This is a genomic window from Aggregatibacter sp. oral taxon 458 str. W10330 (assembly GCF_000466335.1).
Taxonomy (GTDB): Bacteria; Pseudomonadota; Gammaproteobacteria; order Enterobacterales; family Pasteurellaceae; genus Aggregatibacter.
Window position 1 is genome coordinate 1 of the sequence record NZ_KE952610.1, and the last position, 19426, is coordinate 19426.

Genomic DNA, 19426 nt, shown 5'->3' on the forward strand with positions numbered 1-19426 from the left:
TTATAGCCAGACTTTGGCTGGCTATAATAAAAAAGAAGATGGTTTGGAAACCATCTTCTTTTTTTAAGTCTGATTCATAAATATCTACGCCTGAATAAATGAAGTTTTACCCCTTGAGTTACGCAGATAATTTTAATGACATCTATTTTTTCATTTCAAATTCAATCAACATAATCAAAATATGAATCACTTTAATATGCACTTCTTGAATCCGATCGGCATAACCAAAATGCGGCACGCGAACTTCCACATCGGCTAAGCCCGCCATTTTTCCGCCGTCTTTGCCGGTTAGCACAATCACCTTCATGCCTTTTTCTTTGGCAACCTGAATGGCATTTAAAATATTCACGGAATTGCCCGAAGTTGAAAGTGCAAATAACACATCGCCTTGTTGACCGACTGCCTCAATATAACGGGAAAACACATATTCATAACCAAAATCGTTACCTACACAACTTAAGTGGCTGACATCCGAAATGGCAATGGCAGGATATCCCGGGCGATTTGCGCGGTAACGTCCGGTGAGCTCTTCAGCAAAATGCATGGCGTCACAATGAGAACCACCGTTACCACAAGAAAGTACCTTTCCGCCCTGTTTAAACCGATCGGCAATTAATAATGCCGCCTGTTGCACCGCCTGAATATTTTTTTCATCTGATAAAAACGCGTTTAATACGGTTGCCGCCTCGTCTAATTCAGCTTTAATTTGGTCAAAATACATCCCGTCCTCCTGATATAAAAAAATTAACGAATTGTAATCAAATTTAGCCTATTGCTCAATAACAACCTCCTTTTTAGGGTTCAATGTAGCCGTCTATGATTTGCTTTCCGAAGTGGGCATTTGTCGTTATAATGAAAAAATTGATCTTAATTTTTTACAGGCAATATCATGCAATTAATTCGTGGGCTCTCTAAGGTATCGCAATGTTTGTCGAGTTGTGTTTTGACTATCGGCAATTTTGACGGGGTACATTTAGGCCATCAAGCGATTTTGCGCCATTTACGCCAAAAAGCCGACGAACTGAATTTGCCCATGGCGGTGATGTTATTCGAACCGCAACCGCGAGAATTTTTTCTAGGTGACAAAGCCCCTGCTCGCCTTATGCGTTTACGCGATAAATTGTATTATCTTAAACAAGCCGGTGTGGATGTGGTTATCATCGCAAAATTCGACCGCACTTTTGCCGATTTACCGGCGCAGCAATTTATTGAAGATTGGCTGGTACGCAAATTAAACGTGAAATTTTTAAGCATTGGTGATGATTTTAAATTCGGTGCCAAACGCCAAGGTAATTTTGCGCTGTTGCAACAAGCTGGGGAAAAGTTTGGTTTTACTGTAGAAGACAGTCGAAGCTTTTGCTTAGATGAATTGAGAATTAGTAGCACAGCGATACGCGAAGCGTTAGCGTATGACGATTTAACATTGGCGGAAAAATTACTTGGACGTCCTTATCGTATTTTAGGTCGCGTGATTCATGGCAATCAGCTTGGTCGCACCATCGGCTTTCCGACTGCGAATATTCGCTTGCATCGTCAGGTGAATCCGGTCAAAGGCGTGTATGCCGTCAAAGTGCGGTTAAAATCCGGCGCGTTTTTTAATGGGGTCGCGAATATCGGCACCCGTCCGACCATCAACGGTGTGAATCAATTATTAGAAGCGCATTTATTTGATTTTCAAGGCGATCTTTATGGCCAATGGTTGGATGTCGAACTCTGTCATAAAATCCGCAATGAAATGAAATTTCCCTCTTTTGACGATTTAAAAGCACAAATTGCGAAGGATGTAGAAACGGCGAAAAACATCTTTAAAACCGACCGCACTTTATAGAACACAAATTTTAATTTTTACATAACACTGGAATATAAAATGACTGATTATAAAAATACCCTTAACCTCCCTGAAACGGGCTTTCCAATGCGTGGCGATTTAGCCAAGCGCGAGCCTGTGATGTTGAAAAACTGGTATGAGAAAAATCTCTATCAAAAAATTCGTGAAACTTCAAAAGGCAAAAAATCCTTTATTTTGCATGATGGCCCTCCGTATGCGAACGGCAACATTCATATCGGCCATGCCGTGAATAAAATTCTGAAAGATATTATCGTGAAATCCAAAACCGCGTTAGGTTTTGACTCTCCTTATATTCCGGGTTGGGACTGTCACGGTTTGCCGATTGAATTAAAAGTAGAAGGCTTAGTGGGCAAACCGAATGAGAAAATTTCTGCGGCTGAATTCCGCCAAAAATGTCGTGAATATGCCGCAGAACAAGTAGAAGGACAGAAAAAAGATTTTATCCGTTTAGGTGTGTTGGGCGATTGGGATAACCCTTATTTAACGATGAACTTCAACACCGAAGCAAACATCATCCGTACACTCGGTAAAGTGATTGCTAACGGCCACTTATACAAAGGCTCCAAACCGGTGCACTGGTGTTTGGATTGCGGTTCTTCTTTGGCTGAAGCGGAAGTGGAATACGAAGACAAAGTTTCTCCATCCATTTATGTTCGTTTCCCGGCGGTAAGTGCGGTAGAAATTGAAGAGAAATTTAACGCAGTAGGCAAAGGCCATGGCAAATTATCTGCAGTCATTTGGACAACAACGCCTTGGACAATGCCCTCTAACCGTGCGATTGCGGTAAATGCAGACTTAGAATACAACTTAGTACAACTTGGCGATGAGCGTGTGATTTTAGCTGCTGAATTAGTTGAATCCGTAGCGAAAGCCGTGGGTGTAGAACAAGTTGAAATTTTAGGGGCAGTAAAAGGTCAAGCGCTTGAGTTAGCACGCTTTAACCATCCGTTCTATGATTTCACTGTACCAGTAATTTTAGGTGATCACGTGACCACTGATGGCGGTACAGGTTTAGTTCACACCGCACCAGACCACGGTTTAGACGACTTTATTGTTGGACAAAAATATAATTTACCAATGGCGGGGCTTGTATCTAATGACGGGAAGTTTATTTCGACCACTGAATTCTTCGCAGGCAAAGGTGTATTTGAAGCCAATCCATTGGTTGTTGAAAAATTACAAGAAGTGGGCAACTTATTAAAAGTGGAAAAAATCAAACACAGCTACCCACACTGCTGGCGTCACAAAACCCCAATTATTTTCCGTGCGACACCACAATGGTTTATCGGTATGGAAACAAAAGGCTTACGCCAACAAGCCTTAGGCGAAATCAAAGGTGTACGTTGGATTCCGGATTGGGGTCAAGCTCGTATCGAAAAAATGGTGGAAAATCGTCCTGACTGGTGTATTTCCCGTCAACGTACTTGGGGTGTGCCAATGACCTTATTCGTGCACAAAGAAACCGAAGAGCTTCATCCGCGTACCTTAGAGTTACTTGAAGAAGTGGCTAAACGTGTAGAGAAAGCCGGTATTCAAGCATGGTGGGATTTAGACGAAAAAGAATTATTAGGTGCAGATGCGGAAACCTATCGCAAAGTGCCTGATACCCTTGACGTATGGTTTGACTCAGGATCAACCTATTCTTCTGTTGTGGCGAATCGTCCGGAATTTAACGGTCAAGATATCGATATGTATTTGGAAGGTTCCGACCAACACCGTGGTTGGTTTATGTCTTCTTTAATGCTTTCTACCGCAACAGACAGCAAAGCACCATATAAACAAGTATTAACCCATGGCTTCACCGTGGATGGTCAAGGCCGTAAGATGTCAAAATCCATCGGCAACATCGTGACGCCACAAGAAGTGATGGACAAATTCGGTGGCGACATTTTACGTTTATGGGTGGCATCTACCGACTATACCGGTGAAATGACCGTTTCCGATGAAATCTTAAAACGTGCGGCAGACAGCTATCGTCGTATTCGTAACACGGCACGTTTCTTGTTAGCGAACTTAAACGGTTTTGATCCGCAACGTGATGCGGTTAAACCGGAAGAAATGATGAGTTTGGATCGTTGGGCGGTTGCTTGTGCGTTAGATGCACAAAAAGAAATTAAAGATGCTTATGATAACTATCAATTCCACGCCGTAGTGCAACGCTTAATGCGTTTCTGTTCTGTGGAAATGGGCTCGTTCTACCTTGATATTATCAAAGACCGTCAATACACCACCAAAGCGGACAGCCTTGCCCGTCGTAGTTGCCAAACCGCCTTATGGCACATTGCCGAAGCGTTGGTACGTTGGATGGCACCAATCCTTTCCTTCACCGCAGATGAAGTGTGGGGTTATTTGCCACAAACTGCGACCGCACGTGCAGAATTCGTCTTCACTGAAGAATTCTACGAAGGCTTATTTGGTTTAGGCGAGAATGAAAAATTAGACGATGCTTACTGGCAACAACTGATCAAAGTTCGTTCTGAAGTAAATCGCGTGTTAGAAATCGCCCGTAACGACAAAGTGATCGGTGGCGGTTTGGAAGCAGAAGTGACGGTTTACGCTAACGATGAATATCGTGCCTTGTTGGAGCAATTAGGCGATGAATTACGTTTCGTGTTGATTACGTCAAAAGCAGAAGTGAAAGCATTAGCAGATAAACCGGCAGATGTGGCTGTTGGCGAGCTAGAGGGGATTGCAGTAAGCGTTGCCCGTTCTCAAGGCGAAAAATGCCCGCGCTGCTGGCATTATTCCGATAAAATCGGCGTGAACCCTGAACATCCGACACTTTGCCCGCGTTGCGTAGAAAACGTTGCAGGCAACGGCGAAGTGAGACGTTTCGCTTAAGGCGCTCTTTCCGCATTGGCCGATTTACCTCGGTCAATGCGCCAGTCAAAATGAAGAAAGGATAAGTCGATAGGCTTATCCTTTTTTAGTCGCATAAAAAAGCTGAGTTCAATTTTAGTCGAACTCAGCTTGAAACATTAAAGAGCGGTGGCTTTTACGCCTATTTTTATCCGCAATTAAGCTTGACCTTTAACCGCTTTTAAACCTAAGAACGGTGCCGGTGTGCCAGCGCGTTCTAATGCTTCTTCGATACGGATTAATTGGTTGTATTTCGCAATACGGTCAGAACGGCTCATAGAACCGGTTTTGATTTGACCTGCTGCGGTACCCACTGCTAAGTCAGCGATAGTCGCATCTTCGGTTTCACCTGAACGGTGAGAGATCACAGCGGTATAACCCGCATCTTTTGCCATTTTAATTGCAGCCAAGGTTTCGGTTAAAGAACCGATTTGGTTGAATTTGATTAAGATGGAGTTTGCGATACCTTTTTCGATACCTTCTTTTAAGATTTTGGTGTTGGTTACGAATAGGTCGTCGCCCACTAATTGAACGCGGTCGCCTAACACTTTAGTTTGGTATGCGAAGCCTTCCCAGTCAGATTCATCTTGACCGTCTTCGATAGACACGATTGGGTATTGTTTAGTTAATTCTTCAAGATAGTGCGTGAACTCTTGAGAAGTGAATGAACGACCTTCGCCTTTCATTTCGTATTTGCCGGTTTCTTTGTTATAGAACTCAGAAGATGCGCAGTCCATGGCTAAAGTCACGTCTTTACCTAATACATAACCTGCTTTTTCTACCGCTTCTTTGATACAGGCTAACGCGTCAGCGTTAGAGGCTAAGTTTGGTGCGAAGCCACCTTCATCACCAACCGCTGTGCTCATGCCTTTAGATTTTAATACTTTCGCAAGGTTGTGGAACACTTCTGCACCGATACGAAGTGCTTCACGTAATGTTTTCGCACCAACCGGTTGAATCATAAACTCTTGGATATCCACGTTGTTGTCGGCGTGTTCACCACCGTTGATGATGTTCATCATTGGTAATGGCATAGCGTAAACGCCTGGCGTGCCGTTAAGTTCTGCGATGTAAGCGTAAAGTGGTAAACCTTTAGACGCTGCGGCTGCTTTTGCGTTTGCTAAGGATACCGCTAAGATGGCGTTTGCACCGAAGTTAGATTTGTTCTCCGTGCCGTCTAAATCGATCATGATTTGGTCGATTTCCGCTTGATTAGACGCCTCTTTACCAAGAATGGCTTCAGCAATCGGGCCGTTTACTGCGGCAACCGCTTTTAATACGCCTTTACCTAAGAAACGGGATTTGTCGCCGTCACGTAATTCTAAGGCTTCGCGAGAACCGGTCGATGCACCTGATGGCGCCGCTGCAAGACCGACGAATCCGCCTTCTAAATGCACTTCGGCTTCCACTGTTGGGTTACCACGAGAGTCGATAATTTCGCGACCAATGACTTTAACGATTTTTGCCATTTTATTTTCCTCATTAAGTTAATTAAAACGGGTTAGTTTGCTCTAAAAATGTCGGTATCATAAAGCTATTTTGTTCTTTTGTCTTGCAAAAACTACAGACAAATTGATTTTACGCCATGTTTTCCGCCAACTTAAGTGCGGTTCAATTTTAAGATAAATTTTTCGAGATAGTGCGCCATGAATTTAAACGAAATAGCCTGTTATTCGGCAAAATATTGCAGTAAGTTTTTCACCGCACTTTGCCAGTCTTGCGCCTTGGTTACGGCGGAAATCACGGCAATGCTGCCCACCCCGGTGGCTAAAATATCGGGGAAATGTGAGGCATTAATACCGCCGATGGCGACGGTCGGCATCTTGCCTAGGTTTTTCACCTGTACGGCTAAATTGGCAATGCCTTGAGGGGCGGAAGGTATCTCTTTGGTTTGCGTCGGGAAAATATGCCCGAGGGCAACATAGGAAGGGCGCAACGGTAACACCAGATCGATTTCTTCTTGATTGTGGGTGGAAACACCAAGACGTAGCCCCGCTTGTTGGATGGCGTTTAAATCGGCGGTAAGTAGATCCTCTTGCCCAAGATGGACGCCGTAAGCCTGATACTTAATTGCCAACTGCCAAAAATCATCTACAAATAACCGCACTTGATGTTGTTTTGCTAAGGCAATGCAGCGGGCGATTTCCTCTTCTGCTTGTTCCGCAGAACGATCTTTAATGCGAATTTGTAAAGTTTTCACTCCTGCATGAATGAGTCGTTCAATCCATTCGTAACTGTCCACGATGACATACAAGCCCAACTTAAATTCGGTGGGCGCAAAAGGGGTTTTGGGTGGGATGATTTCGGATAAATGAGATAACGATACGGCCATAGCAAACTCCAATTAAGTTGACATGAATGAAATAGCAACAACAGTGCAAGTGCGGTCAGACATTGAGGCGTTTTTCTCTTTTAAAACAAACCGCACTTTTTCATCTGTTCCACCACCTGCGCTACCTCAATTTGCGCCATCAAATGTTTTCCCTTTAACTTCGTTGCCCAAGGCAACTGCGCAGACGGTTTGCCAAATTCCTTTTGCACATTTTTTTCATACACCGACACCACATTGGCAAGATTGCGATAAGGGCCCGTACGCAACGGGTTGTGGTAAGCATATAAACCGATAACCGGCGTGCCTTGCGTCGTTGCAATATGCGCCGGGCCGGAATCCGGTGAAAGCACCAAATCCACCTGCCGGATTAATGCTGCAAGCTGTGGAAGCGTTAACTTGCCTGCGGCATTGGTTGGCGCAAAGTGACATAAGCCCTGAATTTGCTCAATCATCGCCAGTTCACGCGACGCGGGTGAACTGCACAAAATCACGTTCACATTATGTTGGTGGGCAATATTGGCTACTTCCGCATAACGTTCTACTAACCAGTCTTTTTCGGGCTTACTGGAACAAGGGGAAATCAGCAAATTCTTACGGGTTGGATCAATGTATTGGCGCGCCGTGATCAAATCCTCCTCCGCTACCGGTAAATCCCATTGCGGTTCTGTGCAAGGCACACCCAAATAGTCCACAAACGCCATAAAGCCGTCTAACACATGAGGATTGGTCGGATCTTGAATCTTGCGATGGGTAAACAACCACTGCCCTTCCCGCGCCCGTTGTTTACCGAAACCGATACGATATTTCGCCTTAATCCCCAGGGATAAAATTGACGCACGAAATGCCGTTTGCATATTTAACAACGCATCAAATCGACGATCTTTCAACTGTCGCCACAACTGACACAACCCACGCCAACCGCTTTTTTTGTCATACACCACAAACTCCACCCCCGACACATGACGAAACAACTGCGCTTCCGCTTTTCCGATAACCCATGTTATGTGGGTGCTTGGCCAATAACGCTGAATCTGTTGCACCGCCGCCAACGCATGACAAACATCGCCAATGGCGGACAAACGTAAAATACAAAGGGATTGCGGAGGTTGGGTGAAAAGCGGCATAGATCTCTCGTTGATGTTGAATTTGGGAATTGCGTTATTTTAAAGTAGAATGCGCCCATCCGCTATCTCATTTTCAAGGTCGCAAAATGCTTGAATATCAACTGAAAAACGACTTTTTTCTGTTTAATTTTGAACACCCGGAACCCCATCAGGAAGACTTTTTTAACGCCGATTTTTGGCGCCGACAAAACCGCATTTTAGGATCGGCACAAGGGCGCGGCACCACATGGTTTTTACACTCGGCAGATCGCTTCGGTGTAAACACCGCGCTGCGTCATTATTACCGTGGTGGCTTATGGGGCAAGTTCAACAAGGATCGTTACCTTTTTCAGCAGCTACAAAATACTCGTAGCATTGCTGAATTTAACCTGTTAAATCAATTACATCAGGCGGGACTACCGGTGCCAAAACCCATTGGGGCACGGGTTCGTAAAGGCAACTTGGGAGTCTGTTATCAAGCTGATTTGCTGAGCGAAAAAATCGAAAATGCCCAAGATCTGACCGCACTTTTGCAGACACAACGTCTTACCGCCGACCAATGGCGACAAATCGGCGGATTAATCCGTCAATTACACGATTTACAAATTTGTCACACCGATCTCAACGCACACAACATTCTGTGCCAACAAATAGAAGGCGGGACAAAATTTTGGCTCATTGATTTTGATAAGTGCGGTGAAAAATCGGGAAGTTTTTGGAAGGAAGGCAATTTGCAACGATTACAACGTTCCTTTAACAAAGAAGTAGAACGTATGCACATTCAATTTGACGGGCAACATTGGCAGCACTTAATGGAAGGTTATTCACAAAAATAATCACTGAATTGGCAACAAAAACGGTAGGTACATTGACCTACCGTTTTTTATTTCAACTGTCGAGCTTAATTAGCAATCCTGCTTACCATACGCCTCTTGACGTAAAATGGCACGGACGGCTGCATCAAACTCTGCCAACACATGATCGGCATTTTTCGGATCTGTGCCACGCGCATCAAGATAGAACTTGATTTTCGGTTCAGTACCGGACGGACGCGCAATCAGGCGGCTGCCGTTTTCCAAGACGAAGACCAAAATGTCGCTTTGACGGTCGGTTTTGGTGTGGTCGATAAATTGTGCCACATTGAAACCACCGATTTGGCTTGGCGGGTTGTTACGAAGTGCGGTCATTAATTTGCCGATTTCAGACAAATCACTCACACGAATAGAAATTTGTCCGCTCACATAAGCACCAAATTCTTTGGTGAATTCCTCTGCATAATCTGCCAAGGTTTTGCCTTGTTTCTTCAAGCTACGCACTAAATCCAAGAACACGATAGCGGCTGAAATACCGTCTTTATCACGTACTTTGTCCGGATCCACCAAATAACCCAACGCTTCTTCAAAACCGAATAACAAGCCTTGGACTTTACCGATATATTTGAAGCCGGTAAGGGTTTCTTGGGATTCAAAACCATAACGTTTCGCAATCTCTGCCAAGGCAGGCGAGGACACAAGAGAACAAGCCAATACGCCTTTTTTACCTTGTGCTTGATATTGTTTCGCCAAATACCAACCCAAGAAACAACCTACCACATTGCCGTGCAATGGTTTCCAGTTGCCTTCAGCATCCGGCACTGCCACCGCTAAACGGTCAGCATCCGGGTCATTGGCAATAATAAATTCGGCATTGTTTGCTTTTGCCACTTGAATCGCTAAATCTAACGCGCCTTTTTCTTCCGGGTTAGGGAAGTTCACGGTTGGGAAAGTGCCGTCCGGCCAGACTTGTTCAGCAACGATGTGCGGTTGTGGTAAGCCTGCTTTTGTCAACGTTTTGCTCAACACTTCATAGCCCACGCCGTGCATGGCGGTGTAAACATAGTTAATGTCGGTTTGCGGTTCTTTCGCAAGTGCGGCAGTTTTGGCAATATAAGCGTCCACCACGGTATCATCTAGCACAACGTAATCTTGGCTGCGCGGTAAATCTTTCACACTGCCTGCCGCGACTTTATCAATTAACGTAGCAATGTCTTTGTCTGCCGGAGATACAATTTGTCCGCCACCGTTGGCTTTGCCCAAATAAACTTTATAGCCGTTATCTTCCGGTGGGTTGTGGCTGGCTGTCACCATGACGCCTGCGGTAGTATCAAAATATTGAATAGCATAAGCCAACACCGGGGTTGGTAATTTGCGTGGTAATAAATAGGCTTTAATGCCGGCGCCCGCCATGATTTCAGCGGTATCGCGCGCAAATACATCGGAGTTTTTACGGCCGTCATAGCCAATCACGATGGAAGGCTGTTTGTCATACCCTTTTAAATACTCAGCCAACCCGCCGGCGGCTTGTGCCACCAACACACGATTCATCCCCATGGAACCGGCTTGCAGGCGACCGCGTAAACCGGCAGTACCGAATTGTAAACGTCCGTCAAAACGGGCAGCCAGTTCAGCTTCGGATTTTGCATCGCCACCTTTTGCCGCGCTTAAAAGTGCGGTTAATTCTGCGTGCGTTTCAGCGTCCGGATCTTGGTTTAACCAATTTTGTGCTATCTCGAAAAGTGTTGTCATCATGTTTTCCTTCTAGAAAATCAAATATTAAAAATACCTGTTAGACTATCTAAAAAATACTGAAAGTAAAACGTTTATTTCCGATTAATTACAACATTTTGATCTATTTCATAAATTCCCCCAAAGACGATCAAGGTCTTCGCCAACCCCAAACAACATGGCAGAAAATAAAGGCATTTTTTCTTTATCAGAAAGGCTTTTTTTGCTATAACTGAGTGAGCTTTTTTAATTAATCTTAGGAGATCTATCATGGAATTAGTGTTTATTCGTCACGGTTTTAGTGAATGGAATGCAAAAAACTTATTTACCGGTTGGCGTGATGTGAATTTAACCGAACGTGGCGTAGAGGAAGCCAAAGCAGCAGGCAAAAAATTGTTGGATGCCAATTTTGAATTCGATATTGCTTTCACGTCTGTTTTAACTCGTGCAATCAAAACCTGTAATATCGTGTTGGAAGAATCTCACCAATTATGGATTCCACAAGTGAAAAATTGGCGTTTAAACGAACGCCACTACGGTGAGCTACAAGGTTTAGACAAAAAAGCCACTGCGGAAAAATACGGTGATGAGCAAGTTCACATTTGGCGCCGTTCTTACGACACATTACCACCATTATTGGATCCGAAAGACCCAAATTCTGCCCACAATGATCGTCGCTACGCAAACCTACCGGCTGATGTTATTCCGAATGGTGAAAACTTGAAAGTGACTCTAGAACGTGTACTTCCGTTCTGGGAAGACCAAATCGCACCGGCATTATTAAGCGGCAAACGCGTTTTAGTGGTGGCGCACGGTAACTCTTTGCGCGCACTGGCAAAACACATTGAAGGCATTTCCGATGCGGATATCATGGATTTAGAAATCCCAACCGGTCAGCCATTAGTTTATAAATTAGACGATAACCTAAAAGTGGTCGAAAAATTCTATTTATAATTTTCACGAAATTTGCCATAAAAAATCACCGCACTTTCATCACAAAAGTGCGGTGAATAATAAAAAGTGCGGTTGTTTATCATAGCCGCTTTATTTTATGATTACGCCTTAATTTGGCTTTTTAAGAAGTCAATCAATTGCTCTTTCGCAATCATTTGTTTCTCACCGCTACGACGATTTTTGTATTCGATTTCGCCGTTCGCTAGGTTTTTCTCACCGATGACGACCATGTGCGGCACACCGATAAGCTCCATATCCGCAAACATCACGCCAGGACGCTCTTTACGATCATCAAAAATCACTTCCACGCCTTGCGCCAATAAAGTGCGGTATAACTCTTCAGCGAATGCTTGCACGCTTTCTGATTTATGCATATTCATCGGCACAATCGCTACCGTAAACGGCGCCATCGCATCACTCGGCCAAATAATACCGCGTTCATCATGATGTTGTTCAATGGCGGCTGCCACAACGCGGGTCACACCAATACCATAGCAGCCCATGGTGACTACCGTAGGACGACCGTCTTCACCTTGCACTGTCGCGTTCATTGCGTTGGAATATTTATCACCCAATTGGAAGATATGGCCGACTTCAATACCACGCTTAATTAACAATGTGCCTTTGCCATCCGGGCTTGGGTCGCCTTCCACCACGTTACGAATATCCGCCACTTTTGGCAACGACACATCGCGTTCCCAGTTAATGTTGAAATAATGCTTACCGTCAATGTTGGCACCGGCACTGAAATCAGACATGATCGCCACGCTGCGATCAATGATCACAGGAATATTTAAATTGACCGGCCCAAGGGAACCTACGCCTGCGCCAATCTTGGCTTTAATGGCGGCTTCATCAGCAAATTCAAATGGGGAAGACACTTCTGCCAATTTTTCTGCTTTGACTTCATTTAATTCGTGATCGCCACGAATGATTAACGCCACTAACGGCTGTTCTTCACTGGCCCCTTTTACAATCAAGGTTTTAACGGTTTTCTCAATCGGTTGATTAAATTGCGCGACAAGCTCCGCAATGGTTTTCGCATTCGGTGTATCCACCAATTCCATCGCTTTAGTTGGTGCGGCACGCTCGCCGACAGCCACGGCTTCAGCAAGTTCGATGTTGGCCGCATAATCAGATTCCGTAGAGAAAATCACATCATCTTCGCCGCTGTTTGCCAACACTTGGAATTCATGAGACGCACTACCACCGATAGAACCGGTATCCGCTTGCACGGCACGGAAATCCAACCCTAAGCGGGTAAAAATATTGCTATAAGTTTGGTACATCACCTCATAGGTTTGCTGCAAACTTTCTTTATCCATGTGGAAAGAATAAGCATCTTTCATGATAAATTCGCGGCTACGCATCACACCGAAACGTGGACGCACTTCGTCACGGAACTTGGTTTGAATATGATATAAATTGAGGGGAAGTTGACGGTAAGAAGTCACTTCACGACGCATTAAATCGGTAATCGCTTCTTCATTGGTCGGGCCGATCACGAAACTCCGTTCGCCACGGTCGGTGAAACGCAATAATTCCGGGCCATACTGATCCCAACGACCGGACTCTTGCCACAATTCTGCCGGTTGCACCACAGGCATTTTAATCTCGATAGCACCGCTTTTATTCATTTCTTCACGAATGATGTTTTCCACTTTTTGTAGCACGCGCCAACCGGTTGGCATCCAGTTATAAAGCCCGGAAGCTAGGGGGCGAATCATGCCCGCACGCAACATGAGTTGATGGCTAACAATCGCCGCTTCTGCCGGGGTTTCTTTTAAGGTGGATAATAAATATTTACTTGTACGCATTGAATTACCTATAATTCCAAGAATTTAAAAATACGAGAAAAAATTGGCGTTAGTGTATCTAATGCGCACGCAAAAGCAAAGAAGAAATCAGGTTTCACGCCTTATAATCCCCGCTAAAAATGCCAATTTAACTCCCAAAAAAGGAATTATCATGTCAGCCCTTTATCAAGCCCTTCCCGCCGTCGATAAATTACTCAAAACCCCGCAAGGTGAACAATTCGTGGCAGAATTTGGTCATAGTGCCACTGTCAGTGTGTCTCGCGAGATGTTGCAACAAGCGCGCGAACATATAAAACGCCATGAAAATCTACCGCACTTTTTGCAAACCGATGAGGCGACCTTTCAGTACATCCGCCAACAATTATTGTTACAACAACAAGTGAACATTAAGAGCGTACATAATTTAACCGGCACGGTATTACACACCAATCTTGGACGCGCGTTGTGGTCACCAGCGGCACAACAAGCGGCTCTAGACGCTATGCAGGGCAATGTCGCGTTGGAATATGATTTAGCGGCTGGCGAGCGGAGCCATCGGGACAACTACATCAGCGACTTACTGCAACAACTCACAGGCGCCGAAGCGGCCTGTGTGGTGAACAACAACGCCGCAGCGGTATTACTGATATTGGCGACTTTCGCGCAGGGGAAAGAGGTGATCATCTCCCGTGGTGAATTGATTGAAATCGGCGGTGCTTTCCGCATTCCCGACATCATGGCACAGGCGGGTTGTAAACTGGTGGAAGTGGGCACCACCAACCGTACCCATTTAAAAGATTATCGCAACGCAATTAACGAAAATACCGCCTTTTTAATGAAAGTTCACAGCAGTAACTACCAAATTTGTGGTTTCACGCATTCTGTTGACGAACAAGCACTGGCAGAATTAGGCAAAGAATTTGGCATTCCGGTCATCACGGATTTAGGCAGCGGCGCGTTAATTGATTTGAAACAATTTGACTTGCCGGAAGAACCCACGGTACAAGAAAAATTGCAACAGGGTCTGGATTTGATTTCCTTCTCCGGCGACAAACTGCTTGGCGGGCCACAGGCGGGCATTATCGTGGGTAAAAAAGCATTGATTCAACAGCTACAAGCCCATCCGCTTAAACGCGTGCTACGTTGCGACAAAGTCACCCTTGCCGGGCTGGAAGCCACTTTACGTTTGTATTTGCAACCGGAAAAAATTACCGAAAAACTGACCGCACTTCATCTGCTCACCCAGACTATCGCCCAATTACAAGCACAAGCAGAACAACTGAAAGTGCGGTTGGAAAATCGTTTAAATGCAGATTACGTTATTGCGATCGAACCAAGCGAAGCGCAGGTTGGTAGTGGTTCTCAGCCGCTGGCACGGATTCCGTCAATCGCGGTCACCATTGCGCCGGCAACAGAAAAAATGCCGACAAAAATCACCGCACTTTTCGCCCGTTTATTGGCGCTACCGCAACCGGTTATCGGGCGCATTGAACGGGATAAAATTTGGTTAGATTTACGCAGTTTGGCGAGCCTTGATCGCCTTCTAGATAGCTTGGAGACATTATGATTATTGTCACATCCGGACACGTTGACCACGGCAAAACCGCACTATTACAAGCCCTCACCGGCACGCATACGGCACATTTACCGGAAGAAAAAAAACGCGGCATGACCATTGATTTGGGCTACGCCTATTTGCCACTAAAAGATCAAATCCTCGGCTTTATTGATGTGCCGGGGCACGAACGTTTTCTTGCCAATATGTTGGCAGGCTTGGGCGGCATCCATTACGCCATGCTTATCGTTGCCGCAGACGAAGGCGTGCAAGCGCAAACCATCGAGCACTTAAACATTTTGAGCTTGTTGCAATTGCAGGAAATCATGGTAGTGATCACCAAAGCCGACCGCGCCGATGCGCAACAAATTCACGCATTAGAACAACAGCTACGCCAACACTATGCCATCTTGGCAAACAGTAAATTCTTCGTCACGTCTGCTACCACCGGTCAGGGCATCGAAACGCTACGCGATTATTTGGCGCAGTTGCCGGAACTATCGGAGACAGAAAAACCGTTCCGTTATGCCATCGACCGTATTTTCACCATTAAAGGTGCCGGCACCGTGGTGACAGGCACCGCATTTGCGGGCAAAGTTACCATTGATGACGAATTGTATTTAAGCAATGGGCAGAAAGTGCGGGTGAAAAATATCCACGCACAAAACGAACAAAGTACAGAAGGCTTGGCGGGGCAACGCCTTGCATTAAATATTAACCTGGATTTTGACCGCACGTTAATTGAGCGCGGCGATTGGTTGTTCTCCCAACCGCCTGCCAAAGCGACAGATCGCGTCACCGTTTGGCTCGAAAACCAGATTCCACTGAACGAAAGCCAATCGGTGCATATTTATCACGCCGCCTCACACACCACGGGCAAGTTGACGTTATTGCAACAACCCAAACTCGCACCTCAGCAACAAGCGCTGGCAGAACTGATTTTAGAACAACCGTTGTTTTTGGCACATGGTGACAAAATTATCTTACGCAACAGCAACTCGACCGCCGTACTCGGTGGCGCAAAAGTGATTGAAATCCATTCACCGAAACGGCATAAGCGCACAGAAGCCCGTTTCGATTATTTGCGCCAACTGATTCAAGCAGAAACAGCCGAAAAACGTACCGCACTTTATCTGCAAAACCATGCGGTAGAAGCCGAACAGTTAATGTGGATTGAACAACTGACAGACTCCCAACTGAACGACATTCTTGAAAAAAATGGTGACATTCGCTTCCAAAGTTGGTGCTTTAATGCCGATTATCGCACGCAACAAACGTCGAAATTATTGACCGCACTTGCGCAATATCACGAACAACATCCCGACCAGCTCGGCTTAGGAAAAGCCCGTTTGTATCGCATTGCGGCACTGAATCAGCCTGAAAAACTGATTTATCATTTTATTGATGAATTATTAGCCGAAAATCAGCTACAACAAACCCGTGGTTGGCTACACACAGCTGATCATAAAATTCAATTTAACGAACAAGAACGCGCATTATGGCAGCAAGTTCTCGAACAATTTGAGCAACATAACGGACAAGCATTGTGGGTGCGTGATCTTGCAGGCTTATTAGGACAGGAAGAAAGCGCTATGCGCAACTTCCTCTACAAAGCCGGTAAATTGGGCTATCTCACCGCTGTGGTAAAAGACCGTTTCTTCCTAACCGAGAACATTTATGCCACAGCCCGTTTAATCAAACAGCTTGTCGCCGGAAAAGAAGGTATATCGGTGAACGAATTACGTGATGCACTACAATTCGGACGTAAAATGACCGTGCAATTGGTAGAATATTTCGACCGCTGTGGCTTCCTGCGTCGCAAAGGCAATATTCACGTATTGCGCGATGCGGACGTGTTTGATTTGTAAAAGTGCGGTAAGTTTTTAAGTTATTTTTAGGTGTTAAAGACTGCAATCAACTCTCTTACTTTGACGCGTTTATGCGGCGCTTGGCTGATGGAGCGTTGTACTTTTAAGCGGCGGATTTTCGCACCTTGGTAGATTTCTCGGGTAAATGCCGTGTCGTGATTGGAAATTACCACTTGGATGTTGCGTTGTTTTATGGTGTCTTTGGCAAGGTTGGCAAGATCGCGTTGGTGGGCGATGGAAAATTCATTGCCGGAATAATTGGTGAAATTGCTGTTTTGTGAAATGGGAGCATAGGGTGGGTCGCAGTAAATGACGCAGTCTTCATCCGCCATTTGGAAGGTTTGTTGAAAATCGGCGCAAATAAAGATCGCACTTTGTGCTTTAGCAGCAAAAAAACGGAGTTCATCTTCCGGGAAATAATGGGTTTTGTAAGCGCCGAAAGGCACATTAAATTCGTTTTTGGCGTTGTAGCGACACAAGCCGTTAAAGCCAAAACGATTTAAATACAGAAATAACACAGCACGTTGGAATACATCGGTACTTTGATTAAATTCTTTACGCTTGCTGTAGTAATAACTTTCTGTGTTGGCATCGGGATGAAAGAAAACCGGTTTGCACGCTTGGATGTAGCCTTCAACGTCCTGTTTGACGATGTTGAATAGGTGGATTAAATCAGGGTTGATGTCTGCCAGAATGTAGCGTTCGAAATGGCTGTTGAGAAATACCGCACCGGCGCCAACAAAAGGTTCGACTAAACAGTGTTTGCGTTTTGGTAATAAGCGGTTGATTTCGTCTGTCAGACGATATTTACCGCCCGCCCATTTGAGAAAGGGGCGGCTTTTGGTTTTTGTTGTGGGTTTAGCGGGTTTAGGCATGGTGATTAGTCAACTTGCGTACAACGATTGATGGCTTCAATCACCTGTTCTTGTGGGATATCCGTCACCACATAAGCCTGTCCAAGGGCTTTGAGGAGTACCAAACGCAATTTACCATTGAGCACTTTTTTATCACGCATCATTAGCGGCAAGTAATCTTGTGCGGTCATGCCATCCGGTGAAACCGTTGGTAAATTGGCGCGGGTTAAAAGTTTTTCTAAACGTGCGACATCATGCGGTGTTAAATCGCCTAATTTTTCTGATAACGCCGCAGCCATCATACAGCCGGCGGATACCGCTTCGCCGTGTAACCAGTTGCCGTAACCTAAATGGGTTTCGATGGCGTGTCCGAACGTGTGACCAAGATTTAATAGCGCACGATCGCCTTTTTCCGTTTCATCGCGCGCTACAATATCCGCTTTTAATTGACAACAACGGGCAATACATTGTTGTAATGCGTTTTGGTCAAGGGCGACTAAGTCATCAATGTGTTGTTCTAGCCATTGGAAAAAGGGGAAGTCTAAAATTGCCCCATATTTTATGACTTCGGCTAAGCCTGCATTGACTTCACGTTTTGGTAAGGTATTTAAAGTGAGTGTATCGACAATCACGGCGGTGGGTTGATAAAACGCGCCGATCATATTTTTGCCTAATTCATGGTTTACCGCCGTTTTGCCGCCCACGGAAGAATCCACTTGGGCTAATAACGTCGTCGGAATTTGAATAAAACGTACGCCACGTTGATAGCTTGCTGCGGCATAGCCTGCTACATCACCGATGACACCGCCGCCTAATGCCACGATCGTGGTATCCCGTCCGTGGTTAGCTTTTAAAAGTGCGGTGAAAATCAGGTTCAAAGAATCCAGGGTTTTGTATTGTTCGCCGTCTGGCAATAACACGTGCTCAACAAGACAACCGATTTTTTCTAAGGTATCCGTCACGGTGGAAAGATAATGTTGTGCAACGGTTGGATTGGTCACGATCATGACTTTATTGCCGGATTGCAGCGGATAGCAATCGGTATTCGTGAGTAATCCGGCACCGATATAAATCGGGTAGCTTCTTTCTTTTAATTCAACATTTACACACAACATTTACTTTGCCTTTGAAGTATTTAACCGTTCGTACTAACCGTTGTAGTTGTCAATCAGGTCGATAATTTGTGTCGCCATGACTTTGGCACTTTGCTCGTCAGTTGGTAGAGTGATGTCCGCCACTTCTTCATAGAGCGGATTGCGCACTTTAGCTAAGTCTTCCAACACTTGGCGCGGATCGTCAACATCTTGCAATAGCGGACGTTTTTTATCTCGTTGGGTGCGTTGATATTGTTTCTCTACGGTAGTTTCCAAATAAACTACGATACCGCGTGCGGAAAGATGATTGCGGTTGTCTTTTGATAACACAGCGCCGCCACCGGTTGATAACACGATACCTTGACGTTGCGTTAATTCATTAATGAGACGTTCTTCTCTTTTACGGAACCCTTCTTCGCCCTCAACATCAAAAATCCAACCGATGTCGGCACCGGCACGTTCTTCAATTTCTGCGTCGGTATCGACAAAATCCATGTTAAGTAGTTGTGCAAGTTGGCGACCGATGGTGCTTTTACCTGCCCCCATAGGCCCCACGAGGAAAATATTACGTTTTTCTGCCATTGTTATTCATCTTAAATTTATGTCATCGGAAAAAATG

Annotated in this window: 15 protein-coding genes; 6 read left to right on the forward strand and 9 right to left on the reverse strand. The window is 45.1% G+C overall.

Going from position 1 to position 19426, the window contains the following annotated elements; all coding sequences use genetic code 11:
* Window positions 1-142 precede the first annotated feature (142 nt).
* Complete coding sequence (lpcA, locus tag HMPREF9065_RS04000; RefSeq protein WP_021616266.1) at window positions 143-721, reverse strand: D-sedoheptulose 7-phosphate isomerase; 579 nt, start codon at window positions 719-721, stop codon at window positions 143-145.
* Between the two features lie 168 nt (window positions 722-889).
* Here lpcA and ribF point away from each other — a divergent pair, with 168 nt between their 5' ends.
* The gene (ribF, locus tag HMPREF9065_RS03995) at window positions 890-1828 is read left to right on the forward strand and encodes a bifunctional riboflavin kinase/FAD synthetase (protein WP_021616267.1); all 939 of its coding nucleotides are present in this window, start codon (window positions 890-892) and stop codon (window positions 1826-1828) included.
* Between the two features lie 39 nt (window positions 1829-1867).
* A complete protein-coding gene (gene ileS / locus HMPREF9065_RS03990) occupies window positions 1868-4690 on the forward strand; it encodes an isoleucine--tRNA ligase (protein WP_021616268.1) in 2823 nt (940 codons plus the stop codon).
* Between the two features lie 176 nt (window positions 4691-4866).
* Here ileS and eno read toward each other — a convergent pair whose 3' ends face one another.
* The 3 genes from eno to HMPREF9065_RS03975 form a co-directional block, all read right to left on the reverse strand.
* A complete protein-coding gene (eno, locus tag HMPREF9065_RS03985) occupies window positions 4867-6177 on the reverse strand; it encodes a phosphopyruvate hydratase (protein ID WP_021616269.1) in 1311 nt (436 codons plus the stop codon).
* 200 nt (window positions 6178-6377) lie between these two features.
* The gene (gene thiE, locus HMPREF9065_RS03980; RefSeq protein WP_021616270.1) at window positions 6378-7040 is read right to left on the reverse strand and encodes a thiamine phosphate synthase; all 663 of its coding nucleotides are present in this window, start codon (window positions 7038-7040) and stop codon (window positions 6378-6380) included.
* An 80-nt stretch (window positions 7041-7120) separates the two neighbouring features.
* Window positions 7121-8164, reverse strand: a complete 1044-nt coding sequence (locus HMPREF9065_RS03975; protein ID WP_021616271.1) for a glycosyltransferase family 9 protein — start codon at window positions 8162-8164, stop codon at window positions 7121-7123.
* 86 nt (window positions 8165-8250) lie between these two features.
* Here HMPREF9065_RS03975 and HMPREF9065_RS03970 point away from each other — a divergent pair, with 86 nt between their 5' ends.
* On the forward strand, window positions 8251-8979 hold the full coding sequence (locus HMPREF9065_RS03970) for a 3-deoxy-D-manno-octulosonic acid kinase (protein ID WP_021616272.1): 729 nt from the start codon (window positions 8251-8253) through the stop codon (window positions 8977-8979).
* A gap of 69 nt (window positions 8980-9048) precedes the next feature.
* Here HMPREF9065_RS03970 and HMPREF9065_RS03965 read toward each other — a convergent pair whose 3' ends face one another.
* On the reverse strand, window positions 9049-10707 hold the full coding sequence (locus tag HMPREF9065_RS03965) for a phospho-sugar mutase (RefSeq protein ID WP_033002573.1): 1659 nt from the start codon (window positions 10705-10707) through the stop codon (window positions 9049-9051).
* A 249-nt stretch (window positions 10708-10956) separates the two neighbouring features.
* Between HMPREF9065_RS03965 and HMPREF9065_RS03960 the strand changes: the two genes are divergently transcribed.
* Window positions 10957-11640 (forward strand): 2,3-diphosphoglycerate-dependent phosphoglycerate mutase, encoded by a 684-nt coding sequence (locus HMPREF9065_RS03960; RefSeq protein WP_021616275.1) that lies wholly within the window; start codon window positions 10957-10959, stop codon window positions 11638-11640.
* 101 nt (window positions 11641-11741) lie between these two features.
* On the opposite strand, the gene proS is transcribed toward HMPREF9065_RS03960, so the two are convergent.
* Entirely contained in the window at window positions 11742-13457 is a 1716-nt protein-coding gene (gene proS, locus HMPREF9065_RS03955) for a proline--tRNA ligase (protein ID WP_021616276.1), read from the reverse strand.
* Window positions 13458-13608: 151 nt separating this feature from the next.
* On the opposite strand from proS, the gene selA reads away from it, so the two are divergent.
* Together selA and selB are read left to right on the forward strand one after the other, a co-directional pair.
* A complete protein-coding gene (gene selA / locus HMPREF9065_RS03950; protein WP_033002574.1) occupies window positions 13609-15003 on the forward strand; it encodes an L-seryl-tRNA(Sec) selenium transferase in 1395 nt (464 codons plus the stop codon).
* Window positions 15000-16859, forward strand: a complete 1860-nt coding sequence (selB, locus tag HMPREF9065_RS03945) for a selenocysteine-specific translation elongation factor (RefSeq protein WP_021616278.1) — start codon at window positions 15000-15002, stop codon at window positions 16857-16859. The genes selA and selB overlap by 4 nt, the downstream gene beginning before the upstream one ends.
* 26 nt (window positions 16860-16885) lie before the next feature.
* Here selB and HMPREF9065_RS03940 read toward each other — a convergent pair whose 3' ends face one another.
* From HMPREF9065_RS03940 to aroK, 3 genes are read right to left on the reverse strand one after another with little or no spacing between them, the layout of a single operon-like run.
* Entirely contained in the window at window positions 16886-17734 is an 849-nt protein-coding gene (locus HMPREF9065_RS03940; RefSeq protein WP_021616279.1) for a Dam family site-specific DNA-(adenine-N6)-methyltransferase, read from the reverse strand.
* Window positions 17735-17739: 5 nt separating this feature from the next.
* Entirely contained in the window at window positions 17740-18828 is a 1089-nt protein-coding gene (gene aroB / locus HMPREF9065_RS03935) for a 3-dehydroquinate synthase (RefSeq protein WP_021616280.1), read from the reverse strand.
* Between the two features lie 33 nt (window positions 18829-18861).
* Window positions 18862-19389: a shikimate kinase AroK gene (gene aroK / locus HMPREF9065_RS03930; protein ID WP_005715891.1), complete on the reverse strand. Its 528-nt coding sequence runs from the start codon at window positions 19387-19389 to the stop codon at window positions 18862-18864.
* Window positions 19390-19426 lie beyond the last annotated feature (37 nt).

Excerpts from the sequence above, each read along its gene's own strand:
- ileS (WP_021616268.1), top strand. The coding sequence starts at position 1,868 with ATGACTGATTATAAAAATACCCTTAACCTCCCTGAAACGGGCTTTCCA.
- HMPREF9065_RS03960 (WP_021616275.1), top strand. The coding sequence starts at position 10,957 with ATGGAATTAGTGTTTATTCGTCACGGTTTTAGTGAATGGAATGCAAAA.
- ribF (WP_021616267.1), top strand. The coding sequence starts at position 890 with ATGCAATTAATTCGTGGGCTCTCTAAGGTATCGCAATGTTTGTCGAGT.
- aroB (WP_021616280.1), bottom strand. The coding sequence starts at position 18,828 with ATGTTGTGTGTAAATGTTGAATTAAAAGAAAGAAGCTACCCGATTTAT.
- selB (WP_021616278.1), top strand. The coding sequence starts at position 15,000 with ATGATTATTGTCACATCCGGACACGTTGACCACGGCAAAACCGCACTA.
- HMPREF9065_RS03970 (WP_021616272.1), top strand. The coding sequence starts at position 8,251 with ATGCTTGAATATCAACTGAAAAACGACTTTTTTCTGTTTAATTTTGAA.
- aroK (WP_005715891.1), bottom strand. The coding sequence starts at position 19,389 with ATGGCAGAAAAACGTAATATTTTCCTCGTGGGGCCTATGGGGGCAGGT.
- HMPREF9065_RS03940 (WP_021616279.1), bottom strand. The coding sequence starts at position 17,734 with ATGCCTAAACCCGCTAAACCCACAACAAAAACCAAAAGCCGCCCCTTT.
- thiE (WP_021616270.1), bottom strand. The coding sequence starts at position 7,040 with ATGGCCGTATCGTTATCTCATTTATCCGAAATCATCCCACCCAAAACC.
- lpcA (WP_021616266.1), bottom strand. The coding sequence starts at position 721 with ATGTATTTTGACCAAATTAAAGCTGAATTAGACGAGGCGGCAACCGTA.
- HMPREF9065_RS03965 (WP_033002573.1), bottom strand. The coding sequence starts at position 10,707 with ATGACAACACTTTTCGAGATAGCACAAAATTGGTTAAACCAAGATCCG.
- selA (WP_033002574.1), top strand. The coding sequence starts at position 13,609 with ATGTCAGCCCTTTATCAAGCCCTTCCCGCCGTCGATAAATTACTCAAA.
- eno (WP_021616269.1), bottom strand. The coding sequence starts at position 6,177 with ATGGCAAAAATCGTTAAAGTCATTGGTCGCGAAATTATCGACTCTCGT.
- proS (WP_021616276.1), bottom strand. The coding sequence starts at position 13,457 with ATGCGTACAAGTAAATATTTATTATCCACCTTAAAAGAAACCCCGGCA.
- HMPREF9065_RS03975 (WP_021616271.1), bottom strand. The coding sequence starts at position 8,164 with ATGCCGCTTTTCACCCAACCTCCGCAATCCCTTTGTATTTTACGTTTG.